Origin of the sequence: Anabaena sp. UHCC 0399, assembly GCF_034931465.1 — a bacterium.
In the GTDB taxonomy this organism is placed as follows: domain Bacteria; phylum Cyanobacteriota; class Cyanobacteriia; order Cyanobacteriales; family Nostocaceae; genus Trichormus; species Trichormus minutissimus.
The window spans coordinates 21338-46645 of sequence record NZ_JAYGGZ010000046.1; the positions used below are offsets into that span (position 1 = coordinate 21338).

Consider the following 25308-nt stretch of genomic DNA (forward strand, 5'->3'; position numbering starts at 1 on the left):
AGTATCAATTAATAGCTCATGATGGTAAGCTGGCCGTTTGATTAGATGGCAAACAAAGGTAGATTCTTTGTCTGATTTGAAAATTAGCTTGAGAAAATTTAGCTTTTAAAGCTTAGTAGCGGTTACGTCCACCACCTCCACCACCTCCACCATATCCTCCGCGATTACCACCAGATGAACCTCTGTCTTCTCTGGGCTTGGCTTTGTTAACTTTCAGGTCACGACCCATCCATTCAGCACCATCAAGACCATCAATGGCGGCTGTTTCTTCGGCATCTGTTTCCATTTCTACGAAAGCAAAGCCTCTCGGACGGCCTGTTTCCCGGTCTGTAGGTACTTGAACCCGCTTTACAGTACCATATTCAGCAAAAACACCTCTTATGTCCTCTTCTGTAACTTGATAAGAGAGATTACCTACATAAATTGACATCAATTTTCTCCAAAATCATAAATGTGTAGAGATTTAAATTTCGGAGATGTCTTGTAAATATTAAACACAAACACCGTCACCGAATTAAGTCTCATCTTTAGGATGACATAGAAGTAAACGTTATGTATTAAGTAAAAAGTTAATATTGGAGTTTAGACTAGTCTAAACTCCAGGGATCAGGAATATTGTTTGTACATAGCCAGGATGTGTATGTTTACCAATACCATTTTTGTGGCTACTGTAGGTTGATTAAAATACTCCCAAAAAATTATTTAGGCGGGAATGACTTGAGCAACCAGGGAACGTTTATCAAGCGACTGGACTTTACCAACTTGACCCAGGGCATTTACAATACGCTCTAACAGTTCTCCAGCCTGTTCACGATATTGGTGTTCTCGACCTCGTAAACGAATAACAAACTTGACTGAATCACCTTTACTCAACCACCCAACAGCTTGCTCGATGCGTAAGTTGTAATCAGCCACCCCTACGTTCGGACGCAGCCGAACTTCCTTTACCGTAGGTTTCGCACTGTGTCCCTGACGCTTTTTCTTTTGATACTGGAGCTTACCATAGTTGACAATCTTGGCGACTGGGGCATCTTTACCTTCGGAAACGACGACCAGGTCAAGTTCTAGGCTTTCTGCTAGCTGTAGAGCCTCATGTGTATCCATGAGTCCACGGTTATTATTTTCATGGTCAATCAAGAAGACTTGAGTTGACTTGATTTGTGAGTTAATTAGTTGCTTTTGGATTACGATAATGATTTCCTCTTTTTCAATTGTGCAATACTTGGCAAATGCCAGTATTGCTAATGTAACACAACACTTGATTGAAGTTTTAGTTTCATGATCTTAATTTGGCAATCAGGGAAGTCATCAAAATTTGTCTGGTATCTCGGCGTGGTTCGCCAGAAAAATAGCAGCAATTTGAGCATCAGCTTGAGAAATAGGGTAGCCAACTTTCTTTCTCAGCACTTATGCAACAGACTTGTGGGGTAATTCCTGTTTCTATTCACAGCGATTTGCTCAAAGGCGAGAATCTATCCGGCAAATTCCTCTATAAACCAATACGGTTCAGTTAAGCAAAGCGCAACCCAACACAGACTTGGAAATGCTGGGTTTCATTCCTCAACCCAAAGGGATGTTAAGTATCTCTGCGTTCACATTTGTCAGATGTCGCCCATCTAAACAAGGTTTTTGGGCGTTGCTGATTGATGGGATGAATTTTGTTTCGCGCAAAGGCGCAAAGGCGCGAAGAATCAATCTTTGGCTTTGGTGAAAAAGCTGAATTCATCCCGCATTTATGCAACACCGGTTTTTTTTAGCTTGCTGCCAGATTCTGCAACGTTTTTAATGCTTCCTCAACGTGTCCTTTGAAATTCAACATGGAATCAAACACATACTGCACAATTCCCTCTTTATCGATGACGTAGGTAACACGTCCAGGAAATAGCCCAAAAGCAGCCGTTGCACCGTATAGTTTGCGTACTTGGTCGCCTTGATCACTCAAGAGGGTAAAAGGCAGACTATACTTAGCAGCAAATTTCTGGTGAGATTCTCTAGAATCGCCACTCACACCAATGACCTCAGCACCAGCATTTTGAAAAACTTCATACTGGTCACGAAAAGCGCAAGATTCTGCCGTACATCCGGGTGTGTCATCTTTGGGGTAAAAGTACAATACAACAGATTTATTGCCTCGAAAATCTCTCAAACTAACTGTTGAGCCATTTTGAGCAGGTAGAGTGAAATCTGGGGCAGTGTCTCCAACTTTAACAGGCATAGATGTAAATAAAGTTTGTGTACATTTATTAATTATTGGTCAAAATGTCCTTATTCAGACTTTTGATTTCGTCATGCTACAGATTTGATTGGTAATTTATGAGAAATTAATTGTAAGTATTTATATTTAAAAAATTAGCACTCAGTTCTTAACGACTGCCTATTGGGTTTAAATTTTAATTATAAATTTTTACTTAGAAATGTTGAAGTTATTATACGTAAACTCCAACATTGATTCTAAAAATTTACCCAAAATCGCAGTTAGTAGATACCTGAGTGCTTTTTGTCATGCTTTGTTCTGCCGAGTTTCGCGCCAACCGTCTACCATTCGTCCCCAATTGGTGCTGAATTCACCAAAACCTAGTAGACTACCAACCCTATCTTCGTCCCATGAGGCAGAAAGAACACCATAGGTGATACCTAACACACCTAAACCAAAAAGTCCCATATTCACCAGTAATACAGCTATGGGGGCTAGTTTGATATCCGAGTAGGTAGCTAGCAGATAACTAACTACTAAAGCGGAAATACCCAAGGCTGTGGGAATACCGCAAAATGCCGCTACTCGCCGAATCATGCGCTGACTCACCACCTGGGGAATAGCCATCTCTTCTTTAGTAAAGGTCAGCTGCTGTTTTTCCAGTTGTTCCGGTTCTGGGGATTTTACTGGTGGGTTACTCTTAGCTTTTGCAGGTTTTTGGCGTTTTGTTTTTGGTTCAAATGGCAACCGAGTGCGTTCAAATTCTTCAGCAGGCATAAATGCTCATCCCTATCCACGAATACCTAAGCGAGCAATTAAAGCTTGATATTTTTCCCGGCTATCTTGTTGAATATATGCTAGCAGTCGCTTGCGTTGACCAATGAGTTTCAACAATCCCCGCCGGGAAGAATGGTCTTTTTTATTTGCTTGGAGATGTTCGCTGAGGCGATTAATACGTGCAGTCAGCATCGCAATCTGGACATCAGCAGAGCCGGTGTCTGTCTCATGAACTTGGTAGCTAGAAATTAATTCTTGTTTGCGCTGTTGCGTCAGAGCCATGATTGGTTCAAGTTATATTTAGTCTAAATGTATGCAGCAGTCTCCAATCATATCACAGCCATCAAGTTGTGTGTAGCTGGGGTGGGGATTGGGGACTAGGAATTTTAAACTTTAGCTGGCGCAACTGGGACAGAAACTTGAGAAGGTTGATCTAAGATGGGCTTGCGGGTTTGCAAATCAAATTTGTAACCATGAGGCAATATGTGTAGTTTCGCTCCACAGATTGCTAATGGCTCATCTTTTAAAATCACATCTATATTGCTATAGGTGGTTTCTGAATCATCTACTATTGTGACCGCACCTTCACCAATGATTTCAATTTGGTTATCAGTTACAACCATAGCTGTATTTTCATCTATCCCAAATCCTAATGTTGCGGGTTCTTGCATCAAAGCAGTAATCAACCGTCCTAAGCGTCCGCGTTCAGAAAAATGCTGGTCAATTACTACCCCAGGTAGAAAAGCTAACCCTACTCCCATTTCTACTGTTTCTAGTCGAGGATTGGTTTCTCCGTCACCTTCTACAATCATTTTCTCTGGCATGACAGCCGCACCTGCACTTGTACCTGCGACAACTGCACCTTCCGAGAAGCGTTTATGAATGGCGGCATCAATTTCTGTATCTTTGAGGATGCTAATAATGCGGGATTGGTCTCCACCAGTAAAAAATATACCAGTTGCGTTGGCGATCGCTTCCAAGGCTGTGGATGAAGATGCGTCTTCACGGGTTTCTGTATCGATTATCCGCACATTTTCTGCTCCCAATCGCTCAAATACCCTGATGTAATTTTCTCCCACATCTCTAGGTAGTTCGGTTGCTGCCGTTATAATGACAATATACGCCTTTATACCCCCAGCACGCCGCACAAACTCCCGTAATATCAGAGAATCTCCGTCTTTGTCTTCAGCACCGCCAATAATTACTAACTGACGTTTGCTTTCACTTGTCGTCATACTTTATTTTCCTGATTTTAGTCAATACCATGCTAATTTCAATAAAGCATGACATTTATCAATATAAAATCATTCTTTTGAAAGATAAAAAAAATACATATTTTTTAGACAAGTTACCAAAAATCTATCTAAAAGCATAGGCTATTAATAACCCAATAAGAGATGATTTTATAGAAAAAATATAAGGCAAGATATATCTAGCTTTTATTTTTTATAGAAGAAAATATTTTTTAACAAATGATTTAGCAAGAATCATCTGTTAAAAAAAGCTACTTACTTTACTAAAGGGTGTTAAAAAGTATGAAACGTTTAAAGTTGGTTTTTCCAGGACAACCAGTTAATGAATCTGGCTTCTATAGATGATGTTCATTAAAAACAAACGGGCTTGTTCTAGTGGGATATGTCTGGGTTTACCTTGGTAGACGATTTGATATTCGTTGGCATCTGGGCCATCTCCATACCCAGAAATTAGTTTGAGGTGGAAGGCTTCTTCTGCGAGTTGCCTAACTTCATCTCTAAGGCTAGCTTGTGTGCTATTCATACTTTCTTTGTTGACTCCTGAAGCATTCTTCTATTTTTATAAATTTTGCGGGAATTTGACACCTTTCAAGGGTTAGATTTTTGATTGCCGATGAGTATACTTAGGCAAATATTACTTTTTGACTAATCAATAAAGTTTAATTATGTCTTGTGATAGTTGCGAATGCTTAAGTATGAGGTTAAATAGAAATGGTTCAGATTAAAAATAAAGTGATTGCAGCCTCAGTAATAAAGAAAATTAATTTAAAATTTAGTCAGACTAATTAGCTGTAATTAACGATGATATTTAAAGGTAGTTAGCCACAATGGTTCAGGAAAAAAGTACCGATCTAGTCCGTGTTAATGCCAGAAAAACGGATGTATTTGATATTTTCAACTTTCGGCATTATGTTGGATCTAACCCCTACTTAGATGTAGGGACGCTCGTATTTGATTTGGCTTTGGTGGTAGGTAAAGAGCCGCTACCTATGGAAGATTATATTGCCAAGGTGAGCGATCGCTATCCCCAATTAGGCAACCAAACCTATGAATCCTATGCCCATCTGTTTGCCGCTACAGCCGCAGAAGTAGGCAAGCTAGACATGGATTTATACCTCCATCGCTGGAGTGTGAAACCAAATCATCAAGGGTTTAAGATTGCTGTGCAATCACTGCACGAACGCACTACTAAAGGTGTGGCTTATCTAGTTTGGGACTGGTTTGAAGCCATTACCCAAGGGGCGGAATTTTTCTTGGATGAACAAATTTTTAATCTCCAAGATAGATTTCGGCAATCTGTTTATGGTGGACCGACGGTTTACGCCTTATTGCGAACAGCCCACGAAAAAGGTATACCCTCATTTTATCTCTGGGAAGAAGGGTTAATGCAGTATGGCTGGGGAAAAAAACATATCCGAGGCGTAGCCACAACCTTTAACTGTGACAGTCATTTAGACTCAGAATTTACTACTCGTAAAGATGACTGCAAAGAGTTTTTGCAAACTTTAGGCTTCCCCGTCCCTCAAGGTGATATTGTATTTTCTTTTAAAGAAGCCAGACAGGTGGCTAAAGAAATTGGCTACCCAGTAGCAGTTAAGCCTGTTGTTGGTCATAAAGGTATCGGTGTGACTCCAGATGTTAAAGATATAGATGAACTAGAATTGGCTTATGATCGTGCTGTAGAGGCAATTCCTGAAGACCAACCAACGCGGATTATTGTTGAAAAAAGTATCTCTGGCAAAGATTTCCGTCTGTTGTGTGTTAACGGTAAATTTGTCGCGGCTACTGAACGCTGTTCAGCATCAGTAGTGGGTGATGGCTACTCTACAATTGGAGAATTAATTCGTCAAGAGAACCGCAAAAAAGCACGATTAGACACACCCACTTCACCGATGAGTAAGATTCTCATTGATGATGAGATGGAATTTTATTTAGATGAACAGGGTTTCTCATTAAAAAGCGTTCTGAATCAAGGAGAAACTGTTTACCTGCGGAAAGTTGCCAATCTCTCAGCCGGGGGTGTCAGTATTAATGCTAGCCACATCATCCATGATGACAATATTATCTTGGCGCAAGACATAGCCCAATACTTCCGCCTGACTTGTCTGGGTATTGATGTGATGGCTGAGAACCTGTCAGAGTCCTGGAAGTCTGGTAACTTTGCCATCTTGGAAATCAACGCTGCACCGGGTATTTTTATGCACTTTAACCCGGCAATGGGTGACAGTGTGGATGTACCTTCCCATATTTTGGCAACTTTTTTTCAGTCGGGGTTAGATGCCAGAATACCAATTATTACCTTCAATAAAATTTCTGTAGAGGAACTGCAAGCGGCGATTGATCACATTTTGTCACAATATCCCGACTGGACAATCGGGTCTGTGTGTCGAGGAGGTGTGTTTATCCAGCGATCGCCAAAGGTATTGCACAAAGAATACAATAACAATGTCCAAAGTTTATTACGTCATCCCAAACTAGATTTCCTCATTGCTGAGTATCCAGAAGAAATTTTAGAAGCAGAAGGGATGTTTTACTATGGCAGCAATCTGGTAGTTTTGGATAACCCCAGTGAAACAGAAATGATGTTGATGCGAGATATATTGGATGGTTCGACTGTAGTAATTAAGAAAGGCAATGATGTTTCAATTCGACGCAAAGGGTTAATTGAAGACTACGCTTTGGGAGAACATGAATCCTTTGCTCAAGTTTATTTGAAAGAAATCAGCACAGTTTTGTAGTTTTTTTTAACCCAGAAAAAAGGCAGCAGATATCAGGCAGTGGGCAGAGGTGCATAAGAGAAAAATCTCATGCCCAATGCCCCAATAACCATTAACTTTTACTTCAATTTTTTATGGGCAGCTAAAATAATTTGTTCTGTTTCCTCCCAACCGATACAAGGATCAGTAACAGAAACCCCATATTTGAGTTCTTCTTTTTTACAGTTAATTGGTTGACTACCTTCAGATAAATGTGATTCCAACATCATGCCCACAATTGATGTGTTACCATCAACAATTTGTTGCACAACATTTTCTAAGACAGTTGGTTGTAATTTGTAGTTTTTGTTCGTATTGCCGTGACTACAATCAATAACAATGCGCGGGGGTAAATTGGCTTGTTTTAATTGTGTTTCTACTTGTTGTACACTCTCTACATCAAAGTTGGGTTGACTACCACCCCGCAAAATGACATGACCATAGGCATTACCTTTAGTTTCAAATACACTCACCTGTCCTTCGGGATTAATACCCAAAAAATTATGGGGAGTTCTGGCAGAATGTAAAGCATTTAAAGCAACTTGAATATTACCATCTGTACCATTTTTAAAACCTACAGGCATTGATAATCCGCTAGCCATTTCCCGGTGAGTTTGAGACTCAGTTGTACGTGCGCCAATCGCAGACCAAGTAATTAATTCGCCAATATATTGAGGTATAATTGGGTCTAAAGCTTCTGTGGCACTGGGTAGTCCTAATTCTGCCAGTTGTACTAACAAATTTCTGGCGATTAATAATCCCTGTTCTACAAGGAAAGAATCATCCATATTAGGATCATTAATTAATCCTTTCCACCCTACTGTTGTTCTGGGTTTCTCAAAATAAACTCGCATGATCAACAGTAACTTATCTTGGACGCGATCGCCTAAATCTTGCAGGCGTTTAGCATATTCAATTGCTGCTTGTGGATCGTGAATTGAACAAGGCCCAACTACTATAAATTTACGTCTATCCTGAAAATCTAAAATCTGTTCTATTTCTTTTCTAAACTTCCAAACAGTTTTTTCAGCCGATGATGTTAAAGGTACTTTAGATTTTACTTCATTAGGCGTTAAGAGAACGTGGTAATTTTCAATATTTGTGTTAGATAATTTGTTGTGCATGGAGGAGTTCTCTTGATGACTGAGATTTCATTTTGAGTACAATTAGTATATATATTGTAAATGAAACGCATGATACAGATTCATTTACTTTTTCTCGTTACGTCAGAAAAATCAGACATAAGGCAATACGAGTTGACGATGGTAGAACCCCGGTTTCTGGGAGAAATCGGGGTTCTAAATGGGTGATTAACTGAACTTTATTCATGAAAAAGGGAGAATACATACTCTCCCTAGAACCCAGATATTTCGTTTACCCGTAGATGTAAGTGTATTTTTTTACTGCCAAACAAACACTTTGGCTTCGTAAGAACCGATATCAGTCACAATCCCATCATCCCCAGCCTCTACATCATAATCTCCCGTCCATTCGTGCCACGTACCGCCACAGGGAAAATTAGGAACGTGATAGCCTGCGAGGAAATTTTCGGAGAAATTGGCTACCACTACTACACGAGAACCTTCAGCATTCCAACGGCTGTAAGCTATTACCTTAGCTTCAGGGTTTTCATGAATGAAATCAATTTTTTCCGTGTAGAGGGCATGATTATTTTTACGTAAATGAATCAACCCTTTGTAGTATTCAAATAAACTACGGTTAAGGTCATTACCTAGAAGTTGCCAATCTAGTTTTGATGCTTCTGGCTGTTTGGGTTTATATTCACCAAATTCTTCACCCATCCAAATTAAAGGTACACCAACAGATGTTAATAAAATTGCTGCGCCTAGTGTAGCTCTTTTGAAAGCTTCTTCATCAAAAATATTGCGATCGCCTAACTCTACCATGAGATGGTTATGATCATGGTTAGTCAAGTAATTGACCACATTTGTTGCACCCATAAAGCCTTGACGTTTGCAGTCAATCACATCTTTCAGGTTTTCCAAATCAAATGTTTCACCGCAGATATGGGCTGTGATTGTGTGATAAAAACTATCATGCCAGCAACCATCCATTGGCCCATCTACATTAGTGATACTAGTAGTTTCGGGAATGTGTTCTGCAACATTATAAAATGGCTTTGCGCCGGCGGCTTGTTTAGTTTCCGGAACAATCCAGTGCATAAAATCATAGTTAGCTATTTGTCTAGCTGCATCGTAACGAATCCCATCTATATGGTATTCTTCAATCCAGAAACGGATTGTATCACCGATGAATTTCCTGGCTGGGTAAGTATCTAAATCTTCATCATAGAGTTCATAATTAAATTCCGGCCCCCAATTATTGTCCGGGTCACGCGGTTCATGGTGATACCAATAATCGTGGTCAATTTGTGTCAATGGACTAGAGGCTTCTGAGTGGTTAAAAATCCCATCCATCAAGACGCGAATCCCGCGATGATGACACTCATCAATTAAATGTTTTAAATCTGCTGTAGAACCATAGCTAGATTCTGTAGCAAAAAAATAGCGAGGATTGTAACCCCAACTATAATCACCTGGATATTCTTTAACAGGCATTAACTCAATAGCATTGATACCTAATTCACTCAAATAATCTAATTTTTCAATGACGTGTTTATATTTACCCCGTGCATGACGGTCATCTTCACCGCCAGAAAAGTCACTTACGTGTAATTCATAAATTACTAACTCTTCGTCTGCTGGTAGGGGTTGATCATCATATTGCCACACATAAGTATCAACAATAATTTCACCATCCTTGATACGGACTACGCCATTATCTTTGCCGCTTAATTCATCAATATCAGTGGCGTATGGGTCTGTGACATCAACCCACTGGTCTGGTTCAAAAAACCATGATTTTGTCTGCACCCGGAATTTATATTGATAAGTTCCGTCTTCTAAGTCAACAGTAGTCCGAAAATAACCATCATCACCTTTTGCCATTGCAATTTCTTGCCAATTGGAAAAATCACCAATTAATGCAGCACCTTTGTTATGAGGTGCAAATAATTTAAATTCAATTGGCTTTTTCATAGAATTGTGTAAATTCATAAAATGATAGTCTTCATATTTTCTAATTATTAAGTTATTTGCAAATCAGCCAGAGGAGGTAATTAACTGCTGAGTTCCTCTATCGGAAGAGAGAATGTTTAATACATTGATAGATTATTTATTGATTCCAAAATCGGCAAAATCTTGTTAATCATATTATCGGTGGTTGTCTACTCTCATTGGATATATAAGCATTAATATTCTGAATTGGTGGTAATCATGGAATTACTTCGCCGAATCCCTATGACCTAAACATTGATATTTATCCACAACAATTTCATTGATTAGATGTAAACAAATTATTTTTTAGCAATGAATTTGGTATTTAAATCTTTCTTGTGAGAGATCAATAGCAAATATTCAGTTAATACTATATATTTTGATACTGAATATTTGCTATCAAGAAATTATCCCTGTTTATCAATACTTTGTTGCAAATAACTTAATAACCAATTAGCAGATGTTGCCCTACGAGTTTCTCTAGGAGTAAACTCACCGAGTTTGTAACCTTTAAAGCCCAGCTTTTCTTTAGTGATTTGTTTGTATTCCTTGGGGATAGAACGAGTTAACTTCATAGTAGCTGGACGGCTATCTAGAAAATTTGGTGGTTCTGGGTACTCATCTCGCCATTCTGGTGCAACAGCACTGTTATCCCACTTTCCAGTTGTGGAGTCGTAGCGATAACCCAGATAGTACCATACCAATTGCATAACCGTAGCGTCATCAATTTGATCGTTGAGAATACCCCAGATAGTATCTGTATTGAGTGGCGGTAGTTCAGACATAAGCAATGCAGAATTCAACATTTTAAATTAGCAGTTTTAATTTAAAATATTAGTTCTGGATTCACAAACAATGTAGACTGGTGATTATAAAGTATAAACTAGTCAATGCCAAATCCTACACCACAATCAAAGCTGACTCGCGCCCATGTCTTGATTTCTGGTAGAGTGCAAGGGGTAGGCTATCGCTATGCTACTGTAGACACGGCTAGCCAGTTGGGATTAACTGGTTGGGTGCGGAATCTACCTGATGGTCAGGTAGAAGCTGTATTTGAAGGGGCGCGGGAAATTGTAGAAGAGATGGTACGCTGGTGTCATGTTGGCCCACCTGCTGCCGTAGTCCAGGACGTTAACGTTGAGTACGAACACCCCGAAGGATTGCGAGGATTTGAAGTGAAGCGTGTTGCTTAGTTAATCGAGGAATGAGATTTAGGCAGTGGTATAGTTTACCTTTTTACTCCACTACTAATACAGCCGAACCTTCAATTTTGCCGTTGCGAAGTGCTTCTAAAGCTTGATTTGCCTGAGTTAAAGGAAAGGCGTTGACTTCAGTATGAATAGGAATTTGCGGTGCTAAAGCTAAAAACTCTTCTCCATCTTGGCGGGTCAAATTAGCTACAGAACGTAATACTCTCTCTTCCCAGAGAATACTGTAGGGAAAAGAGGGAATATCACTCATATGAATTCCTGCACAAACTACTACACCACCTTTCCCAACAGCCCGTAAAGCTGCTGGTACAAGCTTTCCGACGGGTGCAAAAATAATGGCTGCATCTAATGGTTCTGGGGGTAACATATCGGAGTCACCTGCCCAGGTTGCACCCAATTGACGCGCAAATTCTCGTCCAGCAATATCGCCAGGACGTGTAAAAGCAAACACTTGACGGTTTTGATAACGCGCTAGTTGAATGAGGATATGAGCCGATGAACCAAAACCGTAAAAACCTATTTTTTGAGCATCACCAGTCATGTTGTAAGCGCGATAGCCAATCAAACCCCCACATAGCAAGGGTGCAGCTTGCAAGTCAGGATAACTGGGGTCTAAAGGAAAGCAAAAGCGATGGTCTGCTACGGTATACTCAGCAAAGCCACCGTCTAGATTGTAGCCTGTAAATTCAGCATAATCGCAGAGATTTTCTCGTCTAGAAAGACAATAGGGGCAGGAATTGCAAGTATATCCCAACCAAGGCACACCAACCCGTTGCCCAACCCTCAAGTTCTCAACTTTTGCGCCCATTGCCTCGATAGTACCAACAATTTGATGTCCCAGTATCAGAGGTAATTTTGGGTGTGTCAGTTCGCCATCAACTATATGCAAATCTGTACGACATACAGCGCAAGCATGAACGCGAATCAGCACTTGCTTAGGACTATAACTTGGTATGGGCAAGTCAACTAATCGTAAGGGTTGACTTTGTGCCTCTAAAATCATTGCACGCATAGGTTGGGGATTGGGGACTAGAGCCGCTACGCGGAAGTCAAAATTCAAAATTCAAAATTCAAAATTCCCGTATTGTAAGACTTTGAACGATTGAGAATGGTATCTCTATTTCCGCCGCGTTTTACTAAGTATTTCTATACTAATTAAATACTGAATCAGTATTCAAGTAACCTCAGCACTATTGTCCCAGTCCCAATTCCCTACTTCCGAAATATTTCTGCAAAAAACTGCCGCATCGCTTGCCAAGAACGCTGGTCGGCAATAGGGTTGTATTCTACGCCTTTCATCTCACCTTTAGCTTCTGGATTGGTGAAGCTATGTACTGTACGACCATAGGAAACGAATTGCCAGTCTACATTAGCTTGGCGCATTTCGGTTTCAAAGCCTGTGATTTGCTCCTCTGGGACAAAGGGGTCATCAGCACCATGTAAGACTAAGACTTTAGCTTTAATGTTTTTAGCATCTTCGATGTTCGGGGTGTCGAGGTTGCCGTGAAAACTGACTACTCCGGCAATATTTGCACCGCTACGTGCTAATTCTAACACAGTACCACCACCAAAGCAGTAACCAATGGCGGCAATACGTTTAATATCGGTAAGGGGATTTGCTTGTAAAACTTTTAACCCAGCATTGGCTCTTTCCCGTAATAATTGTCTATCTTTACGGTAAATTGTCGCCTGTGTTCCTGATTCTTGGGCATTTTTAGGTCTAATGCCTTTACCGTAAATATCGGCAGCAAAAGCCACATAACCCAGTTTGGCTAGTTGTTCAGTACGTTTTTTAGCATAAGATTGTAATCCGTTCCATTCATGCACCACTAACACGCCGGGACGCTTACCTTTGATAGCATCATCGTAGGCTAGATAACCTTCTAAAACAGTATCACCTTGTTTATACTGGACAGTTTTAGTTTGTAGTGCTGCCAAAGCTTGTGCAGAAGCTAAAAGTACAGCCACAGGTGTCAGTAAAACAGAAAATATTAATCTCATCTCGAAGCACCCAATACAAAGGTATTTTGGAATTATCCCTAAAAAAGTGGCAAAGTTCTATATTGTTGCTAATACAATATCTGCTACTTGGGCATGATGGGAGTTCTACATTGGACAGCAATGATGCTCAGGCTTGCTGTTGGCGATGGGCTGCACCCCAGGGTAGCTGATCGCTATATTAGAAATAAAAGAAATTACAATCGTTATTTACCCATCAACTGCTGCTCACATAAAACTATGAGTGCAAATACCACTATTCCTCAAAATTCTTTACTCAAAGGTTCTGGATTACCTCCCTTTGGAGAAATTATACCAGACCAAGTTATACCCGCCTTTGAAAAACTTTTGGCAGAACTCGACGCACAACTTACCGCCTTAGAAGGCAATATTCAACCTAATTGGAGTGGTTTAGTAGAACCCCTAGAAAAGCTAACAGAACGCCTCTACTGGAGTTGGGGCATTGTGAGTCATTTAATGGGTGTCAAAAATAGCCCAGAATTACGCGAGGCTCACGAAACTGTGCAACCGCAGGTAGTACAGTTCATGAATAAACTGGGACAAAGCCAACCCATTTATAATGCTTTTAAAGAACTCCGCACCAGTGATAGTTGGAAAAATTTAGCATCAGCTCAACAAAGAATCGTCGAAGCCGCTATTCGTGATGCCGAACTTTCTGGCGTCGGCTTACAAGGAGAAGCACGGGAACGTTTCAACGCTATTCAAATGGAGTTAGCAGAACTTTCTACTAAGTTCTCTAACCATGTCTTAGATGCTACCAAAGCCTTTAGTTTAACCCTGACAACTAAAGAAGAAGTTGATGGTTTACCCCAAAGCTGGTTGAGTTTAGCCGCACAAGCAGCCCGTGCAGCCGGAGAAGAAAACGCCACGCCAGAAAACGGCCCTTGGCGTATTACTTTAGACTTTCCCAGCTACAACCCCTTCATGCAGCACAGCACCCGTCGTGATTTGCGTGAAAAGCTTTACAAAGCCTATATCACCCGCGCTTCATCCGGGGAGTTAGATAATCAACCCCTCATAGAAAGGATTTTGGCGTTGCGCCAGGAACTAGCTAATTTACTGGGATTTAAAAATTTTGCTGAATTAAGCTTAACCAGTAAAATGGCCTCTAATGTTGAGGCAGTCGAGACACTCTTAGAAGAATTACGCAGTGCTAGTTACAATTCTGCTAATCAAGATTTAGAAGCACTCAAAGCCTTTGCTTCTACCAAAGGAGCAGCAGAAGCCCAAGATTTACGACACTGGGATATCAGTTTTTGGGCTGAACGCCAACGAGAAGAAAAATTTGCCTTCACCGCCGAAGAACTACGTCCTTACTTCCCCCTACCCCAAGTTTTAGAAGGTTTATTTGGACTAGTTAACCGACTTTTCGGTATCACCGTCACTCCAGCTGATGGTCAAGCCCCAGTGTGGCATAAAGATGTTCGTTATTTCCAAATAGCTGATGAAACAGGCACTCCCATCGCCTACTTCTACTTAGACCCTTACAGCCGTCCCGCCGAAAAGCGTGGTGGTGCTTGGATGGATGTTTGCATTAATCGCAGCAAAATCACTAACAATGGTGTGACTGCTATTCGCCTACCTGTGGCTTATTTGATATGTAACCAAACTCCCCCAGTGGATGGTCAACCTAGTTTGATGACTTTCTATGAAGTGGAAACCTTGTTCCATGAGTTTGGTCATGGTTTGCATCATATGCTGACCAAGGTTGACTATAGTGGTGCAGCAGGGATTAATAATGTTGAATGGGATGCTGTAGAACTACCTAGCCAGTTTATGGAAAACTGGTGCTATGAGCGCACTACTTTGTTTAGCATGGCTCAACATTATGAAACTGGTGAACTGCTACCAGAGCATTATTATCAAAAACTTCTGGCGGCACGTAATTACATGAGTGGTAGCGTCATTTTGCGGCAAGTCCACTTTAGCCTTCTTGATTTAGAATTACACTCTCGTTATCGTCCAGGTAGCAATGAAACCGCCGTCGATGTGCGTCATCGTGTTGCCAAGACTACTACTGTGTTACCCCCGTTACCAGAAGATGCTTTCTTGTGTGCCTTTGGCCATATTTTTGAAGGTGGTTATGCAGCAGGATATTACAGTTACAAGTGGGCTGAAGTGCTAAGTGCTGACGCTTTTGCTGCTTTTGAAGAAGCGGGACTAGAAGATGAAGCAGCTATTAAAGCTACTGGTAGACGTTACAGAGATACAGTGCTAGCTCTTGGTGGTAGCAAACATCCAATGGAAGTGTTTCAAGCATTCCGGGGTCGTCAACCAAGTACAAGTTCTTTACTCAAACATAATGGGTTATTAGTAACCTCAGTTTAGTAAAGAAAAATATCTTGTTCTTTGTGCTTCTTCACCACAGAGGCACAAAGACACAAAGAAAAATTTATTTCTAGATATATTCTGTTGTTTTTATTTATAGCCAGTTGTGTGAAGCGATGAACAAGGGGTGTAACTTGACCATTTCAACTATGTAGAGCCATTCTCCAACCCTTGGTCAACAACTGGCGATGGGCTAGGAATACGGAGACTAGGTTTGATCCCTACCTTGTATCGATGTCTCGCTATACCCGCTATCCCTGTTGATATGTCTATTAAAACTACTCTAGGACACATGAGGTTGCCAAATTGCCAAAAACTTTTCCTAAGCAAATAATAAATCAAAGATATAAATAAAAATTAACTACAGATACAGACTTGTTTATTTGATGTGCAAGTCCTTTGCTTAAGCAATAGTATCATTCATCAAACTACGATTTATTCAGATGTATAAGTTTTTATTGATGATAGTGATTTAATATTGTTTTAATAATTAACATATCAAATTGACAACATTGGGATTAAAAGCTGTAAGCTATTCTCATCAGAAATTAATTTAGCTATAACCAAAACTTACTCTTGATGTAAGGGGTGTATATAGCTTTTTTTGTACCCGTCTTTGGCTAGACAAGAAAATTTTGTTTTCTTGTCTTAACTTTTCATGAATATGAAATCAAAAATTTACTAAAGACTGCCCCAATTTTTTATCAACCATCAAAACTTCTTTGCTTGTTTTAGAAAACTACAATGTCCTTGACCAATACTATTAATTTTAGAAACCTGCGAGGGGATATATTCGGTGGTGTCACTGCCGCAATTGTGTCTCTACCCCTAGCTTTGGCTTTTGCTGCCGCCTCTGGTGCTGGCCCAGCATCTGGTCTTTATGGTGCTGTTTGTGTCGGTTTTTTTGCCGCATTATTTGGTGGTACGCCAACTTTAATTTCCGAACCTACAGGGCCAATGACTGTAGTCATGACGGCGATCGTTACTTCCATGATTGCGGCAGCTGGTGGTGATGAAAAAACCGGTTTAGCGATGGCTTTTACTGTAGTTATGCTAGCGGGGTTGTTTCAAATTTTACTTGGCATATTTAAGCTGGGTAAATACATTACCCTCATGCCCTACAGTGTAATTTCTGGCTTCATGTCAGGGATTGGGGTGATTCTTATCATTTTGCAAGTTGCCCCTTTCGTTGGTCAACCTAACCCTAAAGGTGGGGTGCTGGGGATAGTACAGAATCTGCCCGATTTATTGACAAAAATCAATCCGGCCGAAACAGCTTTGGGTGTGCTGACGTTGGCAATTATTTTCTTAATGCCAGCTAAAATTAAGCGTGTTGTTCCACCGCAGTTAGTAGCGTTAATTATTGGGACTGTAGTTTCTCTCGTCTTTTTTGGCAATCTGGAAATTAGACGAATTGGTGAAATCCCAATGGGATTGCCAAGCTTGCAACTACCTGTCTTCACTCCATCCCAAATCACAATTATGCTCGTCGATGGTGCGATGTTGGGAATGTTGGGTTGTATTGATACCTTACTAACGGCAGTGATTGCAGATAGTTTGACTCGCACTGAACATAAATCTGACAAAGAATTGATTGGTCAAGGTATTGGTAACATAGTATCTGGTTTGTTCGGTGGATTACCAGGTGCTGGTGCGACAATGGGAACGGTAGTTAATATCCAAACTGGTGCTAGCACTGCTGTATCTGGTTTAACTCGCGCCTTGGTTTTGTTGGTTGTAGTTTTGTGGGCAGCAAATCTCACAGAAAGTATCCCAATGGCAGTATTGGCGGGTATTGCCTTGAAAGTGGGGATTGATATTCTCGACTGGAGTTTCCTGAAACGCGCTCACAAAGTTTCTTGGAAAGGTTCAGTGATTATGTACGGTGTTTTGTTCCTCACCGTATTTGTAGACTTGATCGTAGCTGTAGGTATAGGAGTCTTTATTGCCAATATCTTAACTATTGAGCGTCTTTCACAATTACAATCTCAAGAGGTTAAGACAATTAGTGATGCCGACGATACCATCGTTTTGAATGATGAAGAGAAGAAGTTACTAGATCAAGCCAATGGGCGCATTCTGCTATTTTACTTGAGTGGGCCGATGATCTTTGGAGTTTCTAAAGCGATCGCTCGCGAACACTCAGCAATGGCTGACTCTGATGTGCTAATTGTGGATCTCAGCGATGTACCCATGTTAGGGGTGACTGCTTCTTTAGCAATTGAAAATGCAATTAAAGACGCTTGTGAACAAGGTCGTCACGTTCTCATAGTCGGTGCAACAGGTAAAGTTAAACGCCGCTTAGAAAACTTTGGTATTTCTAGATTTGTACCGCCACATCATATGTTCGTAGACCGTGTAGAAGCTCTAAAACAAGCTGTTGCTTTAGTTAAAACGGATAATACTTCTAGCGTTTACTAGGTGACAGAGGACAGATAAAAGGCGGGGGAGCAAAGGAGAATATTATTATTACCAAAGCTCCATTCCCCATTCCCCGCCTGACAAAATCAAGTTAAACTCTAGCAAAAGATATAAATAATTGGACAGGTTTTTACCTGTCCAATTACTTGGAATACGCATCAATTAGTAATTGACCCCCAGCATTTACAGACAAACCAAATGATTTTTTCAGAGCCAATCATTAATTCGATGACTTCTTTGACACCATCAATCTCTACATTGCCACCTTTATTGTTGACAACAGAAACCAACGCCGAAAATGCTCCTATTGTTCTGACTGGTGTATTACTCACTTTGGTAGTCATTTATCTGGCTAGTAAAATTGGCGGTGAGTTGTCTAGGATGATAGACTTACCTCCCGTTTTAGGTGAATTGGTTGGTGGTGTATTGGTGGGTGCTTCAGCACTGCATTTAGTTGTATTTCCCGAAAGCGGTGCAGTAGCTGATGACTCCATGATTATGAGTGTGCTGCAATTCATTAACAACCTCACCCCCGATGCAGCCACAGCCATTTTTAATAGTCAGAGTGAAGCAATTTCCATTTTGGCTGAATTGGGTGTGATTATTCTGTTATTTGAAATTGGTTTGGAGTCAGATTTAAAAGAACTGCAAAAAGTCGGTTATCAAGCCGCCATTGTGGCGTGCGTTGGCGTAGCAGTTCCCTTTGCTGCGGGTACAGCCGGACTGATTTTATTATTTCATGCCCCAGTTATTCCAGCGATTTTTGCTGGTGCAGCCCTGACAGCAACAAGTATTGGTATTACCTCTAAAGTTCTCTCAGAAATTGGCTATCTCAAATCTAGAGAGGGTCAAATTATTGTTGGTGCAGCAGTCATTGACGATATCTTGGGCATCATCGTGTTAGCAGTGGTTGCTAGTCTGGCTAAAACAGGTGAAGTAGATATTTTCAACGTCATTTATTTAATTGTCAGTGCCACTGTTTTTCTCATTGGCTCAATTTTACTGGGCAAATTTTTCAATCAAAGCTTTATAGCTGTTGCAGATAAATTGCAAACACGAGGGAATTTAGTGATTCCAGCATTTATCTTTGCATTCTTTATGGCATTCTTGGGTAATGCTATCCATCTAGAAGCTATCTTAGGTGCGTTTGCGGCTGGCTTAGTTCTAGATGAAACCGACAAACGCAAGGAGTTAGATGAGCAGGTTAAACCCATTGCTGATGTTTTCGTACCTATTTTCTTTGTGACAGTTGGAGCTAAAGTAGACTTAGGTGTGCTGAATCCTGTACTGCCTGAGAATAGAGAAGGATTAATTATTGCCGCCTTTTTAATTTTCGTGGCAATTATTGGTAAAGTTGTCACTGGTTGGGCAATTTTTGGTCAGCCTGGAATCAACCGCTTGGCGGTTGGTGTAGGTATGGTTCCCCGTGGTGAAGTTGGTCTAGTATTTGCTGGTATTGGTGCAGCTAGTGGTACTTTGGATAAACCTCTGCAAGCCGCAATTATCATCATGGTTATCCTGACTACCTTCTTAGCACCGCCTTTGTTACGTTTGGCGTTTAAAAACTCTGTGGCTTCCCCAGAATCCCTAGAAAAAGCAGATTTACTTGGTTAAATCTACTATAGAACAGTGAACAGTTATCAGTCATCAACACTGTTCACTGCTTCTGCGTTACCTAATTATTTATTTTTCATCTGGCTTTTCGCCTGTTCTAATGCTATTTCTTTCATAGCCTGGTATGAGTTGATATTTGCAGTCCCTTCAATGGCTTTAACTGCCAAATCTTGCACTTGTTTGAGGGCTGATTCCAGTTGTTGAGAGAGATTTTGTAGTCTGTTTTCCTGATTAGTAATTGTTTGTTCTAGCGATTGTAATCTCTGTTCATAAAAACGCTTTTGGCCTTCTACTTCTTTCGCGTATAAATCAGATTTTACTTTGGCTTGATAGTGAGCGATTCCTTTACCTTCTTCTGTAGCTTTTTTGATGACTGCTTCTTTTTCTTTCGGGAAAGTTTCTACTTTGGTTTTATACTCTTCAAATTGTTGCTCCCGTTCAAAAATTGTCTTCTCTCGTTCAGTCCACTGTTTTGCTACTTCCTCTTTTAATTCTTCTAACTGTTGATATAAAGCTTTCTGTCTTTGTTCATATTCATCTAGATTTAATCGTCGCTGGAGTTCTAAATCATATTTATATTCTGCCGTTTCTCTTTGGCGAGTTTTATTTAAGTTATCATTTCTCTCTTTGATTGTTCTTTGGTGTTCTTCTTGTTCTTTTTGCCAAGCGGTTTTCTGTGCTAATGTTTCTTGTGAGAGTAAATCGTAACGCTGGTTAAACTCATCTTGATAAGCTTTAGAATTATCTTCATATGATGAAATAAGCGTATCTAAAGTATTATCTGTAACTTCTAAATTATGTAACTGTTTTAATTGCTCAGTTTGATTCTCTACAGATTTTATAATTTCTTCTAACCTAGATGCTTGTGTGGTTAGTTTTTCTGATAATTCATTAGCCGCGCTACTAAATCCCAATTGAATTTTCGCTAAATTTTCAATTGTATAATTCATTTTTTGTTGGATGGTAGTAGACTGATTTATAAGTTGATTTGTCGCTGTTTTAAGTGGCTCTTTATTTTCAGATTGTTTTTCTTTTAATCCTTGATTGATTTGCAACTTCAGGGATGATGTCTCTTTGGTTAAATCTTCATAAGCTTGGAGAATTTCAGCCTTGGTATTTTTATCTGTTAGTTTTTTTGTTGTCATAAGCACCTCTTAATTATTTATGCACATTTAATTACAAGTAAACAAATTGCTAATTATTTAGAAGTAGAACTATCAAAAGCTCTCATTGCCAAGTCTTGGGCTTGTTTTAATGTAGACTGTAATTGAGTTGATATACTTTCTATCTGTTCAGTTTGTTTCTGAATTGTTTCTTCCAGAGACTTGATTTTCAATTCATAGCTTTGCTTACTAGATTCCCATTCTTTCTCAAATAGATCAGCCTCTATCTTAGCTTTCTGGCTAGTATCTTTAATAGCTTCTTCCCTGGCTTTTTTAATTGCTTCTTCAACTTCATTAGGAAATGTTGCTACTGTTTGTTGATATTGAGTAAATAAAGCCTGATGTTCATGCAAGAATTTTTCTCTCTCAGTCCAATCTTTATCTTTCTGTTGATTTTTTTCTTGGATATCTCTTTCTAATGTACGTTTGCTAGACTCATAGACATCAGTATTAAGTTTATGTGTAGTTTCTATTTTATATTGATATTCCTCTTGCTCTTGCTGGCGTTCTTTGGCTAACAATTCAATATATGTTTGTAGTGCTTCTTCAAAGTCTAATTGCTCTTTTTGCCAGTCTTTACGCTTAATTACGATTTCTTTTTCTAGTGATTCTTTCTTTGTGACAGTATCTTGCTCTAAATTTTTTAACTTTTCTTGATGCTCCTGTTGTAAAATATCTAGAGCATCGGCAACAATTCTAATTTTTTGCAGGTCTTGTAGGGTTTGAATTTCTATTTCTATAGCTCGATTAAGTTCATCTAATTTCGAGTTTTCTTGAGCTAATTTTTCAGCAAGACTATTGACAATGCTACCAAATTCTAACTGTAAGTCTGCTAAACCTTTGACAATACTATCAACAGTATACGTAGAAGCAACCGCCAAAATTTCTAGATTTTTAGCTTTATCTGCTTCTTCTTGTTTAGTGGCTATTTTTGATTCTAGTTTCTTCCTTTCATTCAGAATTTGTTGAAATGCTTGAATTAGTTGCTGTTTATTATCTTTAATTGCAACAGTTGTCATATTTCAACTCCCTTGAAGTGTAATAGTTGAGTGAGTAGTAAGTCATACCAAATAACTACTCTTTGCAGACATTTCAGAGTAGCCTGGAAATAAAGTTTATTGATGCAGTACAATTACGGAAATCAAGCAATAACCCTTACTTGAAGTACGTATGAATTATTCATGCCAAAGTTTATACGCTTTTTGCTGTGCTGCGACCTTTTTGGTATAGTATTTATGTACTATCAAATATACTCAGATGAGTCTGCTATTGTCAAGCGTTGAGGAATAGGGACTAGGGACTGCGTTAAAAATTTCTCCTCTGTTTTGCGTTCGACTGACACCGCTAGAAAGAGTTTTGTTGAATGTCTCACAGAGGAGGTCTGCTCCCATAGCTTCTGCTATAAGTTAATGTAAATGCGATCGCTTTCTTGCAACCAGAGTAATTTATGATATATGTATTACTGTTACAAACATTACTTTTTTGCAAAGTAATTCACGATGGTGCAAACATGAATGCACTGAAAGCAGACAATTAACTCAAGCATCATCAAGCATGATATTGATACAAGCACAGGGTTAGACTTTTGTGATATCAATGTACACCAGTGAATCAATCAAATATTCTGCTAGAGCAGACATTGGACAAACGAGCCGTGTTCTGGTGGTAGAAGATGAAGAGCTAATCCAAGAAATGCTAGCTGTAGCATTAGAAGAAGAAGGTTATGGCGTAGTAACTGCCCCTGATGGGCGTTCTGCTGTGGAATATCTGAAAAATTTTGAGTCGAACGGGGGAGAATTTCCATTCGACTTAGTGATTCTGGACTTAATGTTGCCCCAAATCAATGGCTTAGATATTTGCCGCTTACTACGTCATCAAGGCAACCCAGTACCGATTTTAATGCTCAGTGCCAAAGGTAGCGAAACCGATCGCGTGTTGGGTTTAGAAGTAGGAGCAGATGACTATTTAACGAAGCCCTTCAGTATGCGGGAGTTAGTAGCACGTTGTCGCGCTTTACTCCGCCGCCAACGCCTCAGCACCCTACCACAGCTACCAGTCCTCAAATATAAAGAAGTCACCTTAAACCCCCAAGAATGCCGGGTGTTGGTACGTGGACAAGAAGTGAACCTTTCTCCCAAAGAATTCCGCCTATTGGAATTATTCATGAGTTATGCTCGCCGAGTATGGTCACGGGAGCAGTTACTAGATCAGGTGTGGGGGCCTGATTTTGTTGGCGATAGCAAAACTGTAGATGTTCACATCCGGTGGTTGCGCGAAAAATTAGAGCAAGACCCCAGCCATCCAGAATATATTGTGACTGTAAGAGGATTTGGCTATCGATTCGGATAAGCTAGTCAGATAGTTGTTAGTTTTTAGTAATCACCAGCAACTAACAACTTAAACTCAAATGCTCTTATTGGGATTTCTTCTGGGTTTAGCGGTAGGCATTGGGTTTTGGATTTGGCAACAGGTTCAATTAAACCGCTACCTGGAGCGCGTACTCCAACCTTTAAACTCCCGCACTCCTAAAGTGACCATGCCTTGGCTACCCCGGCTAAGGCAAGAGCTTGTCATGCTCAAGCAGCAAGGACAAGACTGGCAGCAGTCACTACAAACTTACCAAGACCTGCTCGACTTTGCACCAGTGGGATATTTGCAAGTAGATGAAGAAAATCAACTGCTGTGGTGTAATCAACAAGCCCAGAAAATTTTGTATCTGCAAAGATGGCAACCAGGACAGGTACGCCTGTTGCTAGAATTAGTGCGTTCCTATGAACTTGACCGCTTGATTGAGCAAACTCGTGATGAGCAAGTAGCTAAAATTAAAGATTGGATGTTTCACCCTTCTTGTGATAATCCCGCAGAAATGCCCACAATCAAATCTTTAGCGTTGCGAGCTTCTAGTTTACCTTTACCTCACGGTCAAGTCGGCGTGTTTTTAGAGAACCGCCAACCTATACAGGATATGAACCAAGTGCGGGAACGCTCATTTTCCGACTTGGCTCATGAGTTGCGAACCCCATTAACTTCGATTCGTCTGGTAGTAGAAACCCTGCAAAATCGATTAGACCCGCCTTTGAATCGTTGGGTTGACCGTTTGATGCAGGAGGTAGACCGATTGATTAACTTGGTACAAAGTTGGTTAGAACTCACCCAAATGGAAACTAGTCTGGCGTTTCAATTACAAACGGAAGCAGTGGAATTGCGATCGCTCATTTTATCCGTTTGGGAAACCCTAGAACCATTGGCACAACGACAAAATTTATCTCTTTCCTATTCTGGCCCCGAAAATATCTGGATTAAAGCCGATCCCGCCCGCATTTATCAAGTTTTTCTCAACTTGCTAGATAATAGTATTAAATATAGTCCGCCTGCTGCCAACATTCAAATTCAAGCCAAAATATTGCAGCCAAAAGCTCATCAGGAGGGTGATATTACTTGCCCAACTTTAGAAATCAATCTAATTGATTCTGGAGTAGGTTTTGCACCAGAAGATTTACCCCATATTTTTGAGCGATTTTATCGCGGAGATAAATCCCGGACTCATTCTTCCTTACCAGCAAATAGTCCAGTGGAAACTATTGTAGGTAATGGCTTGGGTTTGGCGATCGTGCGACAAATTGTTTTAGCTCATGGTGGTTCGATTAAAGCCATGAACCATCCCCAAACCGATGGCGCATGGATGCAGGTTCAATTCCCTGTGATGATGGCAAACTCCCAAAGCGAAGACTATAGTTAAGAATATCTTCACCTTTGAGACTACAAGTGTGAAAGTCGTTGTTTATAGTCCCAACTCTGCAAGTCCCCAGTTAGCACGCGCCATTAGGCGATTAGAACGGGATGTATTACGCATGGGAGCTTTGGTGGAACAATCATGTCGCCTGAGCCACCAAGCCTTATTTTCCCGCGACTTGCAAGCAGCAGAGGAAATTCCTCGATTAGATAAAAAAATTGATCGTTTTTATAGACAAATAGAATCAGACTGTACATCTATCATGACATTACAAGCACCTACGGCTCAAGATTTGCGCTGTTTAAGTGCTTTTATGCAATTAGTACGCGATTTAGAGCGAATTGGCGATTATGCTAAGGATTTAGCTGATATTGCCGTAAAAATCTTTCCTTATCCGCCCCACACCTCTTTACCAGAGATTGCCGTGATGTCTCATCATGCCCAAGCAATGTTAGCAACTAGTTTAGTCGCTTTAGCTGATTTAGATGCAGTCGGTGGACGGGGGATCAAACATTTAGATGATACCGTAGACAATGCCTACAATTGCGTGTATCAGACTTTAGCTCAACAACGAGATGTACAAGGTGTTGTTGAGCCAATTATCTTACTAGCTTTGGCGATTCGGTGTCTGGAAAGAATGGCAGATCATGCAACTAATATCGGTCAAAGGGTGGCGTACATCGTCACCGGTCAACGCTCCTAAATTATGCAGAACCATCAGTAACAGAGGATTGGCAAGTTCCTAATTAGCCAATCCTCTAT

Annotated in this window: 22 protein-coding genes; 8 read left to right on the plus strand and 14 right to left on the minus strand. The window is 40.3% G+C overall.

All coding sequences use genetic code 11. The annotated features are described in order from the left end of the window. Positions 1–112: 112 nt before the first annotated feature. From VB693_RS21805 to VB693_RS21835, 7 genes are all read right to left on the minus strand, one after another. Entirely contained in the window at positions 113–430 is a 318-nt protein-coding gene (locus tag VB693_RS21805; RefSeq protein WP_190698286.1) for an RNA recognition motif domain-containing protein, read from the minus strand. 272 nt (positions 431–702) lie between these two features. After that, positions 703–1263, minus strand: a complete 561-nt coding sequence (gene infC / locus VB693_RS21810; protein WP_323268115.1) for a translation initiation factor IF-3 — start codon at positions 1261–1263, stop codon at positions 703–705. Between the two features lie 490 nt (positions 1264–1753). Continuing rightward, complete coding sequence (locus tag VB693_RS21815) at positions 1754–2215, minus strand: peroxiredoxin (RefSeq protein WP_323268089.1); 462 nt, start codon at positions 2213–2215, stop codon at positions 1754–1756. Positions 2216–2500: 285 nt separating this feature from the next. Further along, entirely contained in the window at positions 2501–2971 is a 471-nt protein-coding gene (locus VB693_RS21820; RefSeq protein WP_323268090.1) for a PAM68 family protein, read from the minus strand. 12 nt (positions 2972–2983) lie between these two features. Further along, positions 2984–3253 (minus strand): 30S ribosomal protein S15, encoded by a 270-nt coding sequence (gene rpsO / locus VB693_RS21825; protein WP_190698297.1) that lies wholly within the window; start codon positions 3251–3253, stop codon positions 2984–2986. A gap of 104 nt (positions 3254–3357) precedes the next feature. Continuing rightward, entirely contained in the window at positions 3358–4206 is an 849-nt protein-coding gene (locus VB693_RS21830) for a cyanophycinase (protein WP_323268091.1), read from the minus strand. 337 nt (positions 4207–4543) lie between these two features. Further along, positions 4544–4747 carry a hypothetical protein gene (locus VB693_RS21835; RefSeq protein WP_190698303.1) on the minus strand — a complete coding sequence of 68 codons (204 nt, stop codon included), beginning with the start codon at positions 4745–4747 and terminating at the stop codon, positions 4544–4546. 304 nt (positions 4748–5051) lie between these two features. On the opposite strand from VB693_RS21835, the gene VB693_RS21840 reads away from it, so the two are divergent. Next, positions 5052–6962, plus strand: coding sequence for a cyanophycin synthetase (locus tag VB693_RS21840; RefSeq protein ID WP_323268092.1), 1911 nt, complete (start codon positions 5052–5054; stop codon positions 6960–6962). 98 nt (positions 6963–7060) lie between these two features. Here the strand turns inward: VB693_RS21840 and VB693_RS21845 are convergent, their stop codons facing one another. From VB693_RS21845 to VB693_RS21855, 3 genes are all read right to left on the minus strand, one after another. Then, positions 7061–8104: a 3-deoxy-7-phosphoheptulonate synthase gene (locus tag VB693_RS21845; RefSeq protein WP_323268093.1), complete on the minus strand. Its 1044-nt coding sequence runs from the start codon at positions 8102–8104 to the stop codon at positions 7061–7063. Between the two features lie 276 nt (positions 8105–8380). Continuing rightward, a complete protein-coding gene (locus tag VB693_RS21850; protein WP_323268094.1) occupies positions 8381–10039 on the minus strand; it encodes an alpha-amylase family glycosyl hydrolase in 1659 nt (552 codons plus the stop codon). Positions 10040–10464: 425 nt separating this feature from the next. Further along, on the minus strand, positions 10465–10842 hold the full coding sequence (locus VB693_RS21855) for a DUF1823 family protein (RefSeq protein ID WP_323268095.1): 378 nt from the start codon (positions 10840–10842) through the stop codon (positions 10465–10467). 105 nt (positions 10843–10947) lie between these two features. On the opposite strand from VB693_RS21855, the gene VB693_RS21860 reads away from it, so the two are divergent. Next, on the plus strand, positions 10948–11250 hold the full coding sequence (locus VB693_RS21860) for an acylphosphatase (protein ID WP_323268096.1): 303 nt from the start codon (positions 10948–10950) through the stop codon (positions 11248–11250). A 43-nt stretch (positions 11251–11293) separates the two neighbouring features. Here VB693_RS21860 and VB693_RS21865 read toward each other — a convergent pair whose 3' ends face one another. After that, complete coding sequence (locus VB693_RS21865; protein ID WP_323268116.1) at positions 11294–12280, minus strand: zinc-dependent alcohol dehydrogenase family protein; 987 nt, start codon at positions 12278–12280, stop codon at positions 11294–11296. 200 nt (positions 12281–12480) lie between these two features. Then, positions 12481–13269 (minus strand): dienelactone hydrolase family protein, encoded by a 789-nt coding sequence (locus VB693_RS21870; RefSeq protein ID WP_323268097.1) that lies wholly within the window; start codon positions 13267–13269, stop codon positions 12481–12483. 237 nt (positions 13270–13506) lie between these two features. Here VB693_RS21870 and VB693_RS21875 point away from each other — a divergent pair, with 237 nt between their 5' ends. The 3 genes from VB693_RS21875 (at position 13507) to VB693_RS21885 (ending at position 19650) form a co-directional block, all read left to right on the plus strand. Then, the gene (locus VB693_RS21875; protein WP_323268117.1) at positions 13507–15615 is read left to right on the plus strand and encodes a M3 family metallopeptidase; all 2109 of its coding nucleotides are present in this window, start codon (positions 13507–13509) and stop codon (positions 15613–15615) included. 744 nt (positions 15616–16359) lie between these two features. Then, a complete protein-coding gene (locus tag VB693_RS21880; protein ID WP_323268098.1) occupies positions 16360–18036 on the plus strand; it encodes a SulP family inorganic anion transporter in 1677 nt (558 codons plus the stop codon). A gap of 198 nt (positions 18037–18234) precedes the next feature. Continuing rightward, a complete protein-coding gene (locus tag VB693_RS21885; protein ID WP_323268099.1) occupies positions 18235–19650 on the plus strand; it encodes a cation:proton antiporter in 1416 nt (471 codons plus the stop codon). Between the two features lie 65 nt (positions 19651–19715). On the opposite strand, the gene VB693_RS21890 is transcribed toward VB693_RS21885, so the two are convergent. Then, positions 19716–20795: a hypothetical protein gene (locus VB693_RS21890; RefSeq protein ID WP_323268100.1), complete on the minus strand. Its 1080-nt coding sequence runs from the start codon at positions 20793–20795 to the stop codon at positions 19716–19718. A gap of 53 nt (positions 20796–20848) precedes the next feature. Then, positions 20849–21832 (minus strand): hypothetical protein, encoded by a 984-nt coding sequence (locus tag VB693_RS21895; protein WP_323268101.1) that lies wholly within the window; start codon positions 21830–21832, stop codon positions 20849–20851. Between the two features lie 577 nt (positions 21833–22409). Between VB693_RS21895 and VB693_RS21900 the strand changes: the two genes are divergently transcribed. From VB693_RS21900 to phoU, 3 genes are read left to right on the plus strand one after another with little or no spacing between them, the layout of a single operon-like run. Next, entirely contained in the window at positions 22410–23162 is a 753-nt protein-coding gene (locus tag VB693_RS21900; protein ID WP_190698334.1) for a winged helix-turn-helix domain-containing protein, read from the plus strand. Positions 23163–23220: 58 nt separating this feature from the next. Beyond that, entirely contained in the window at positions 23221–24552 is a 1332-nt protein-coding gene (locus VB693_RS21905; RefSeq protein ID WP_323268102.1) for an ATP-binding protein, read from the plus strand. A 28-nt stretch (positions 24553–24580) separates the two neighbouring features. After that, positions 24581–25249 (plus strand): phosphate signaling complex protein PhoU, encoded by a 669-nt coding sequence (gene phoU, locus VB693_RS21910; RefSeq protein WP_323268103.1) that lies wholly within the window; start codon positions 24581–24583, stop codon positions 25247–25249. The last annotated feature ends 59 nt before the right edge of the window (positions 25250–25308 follow it).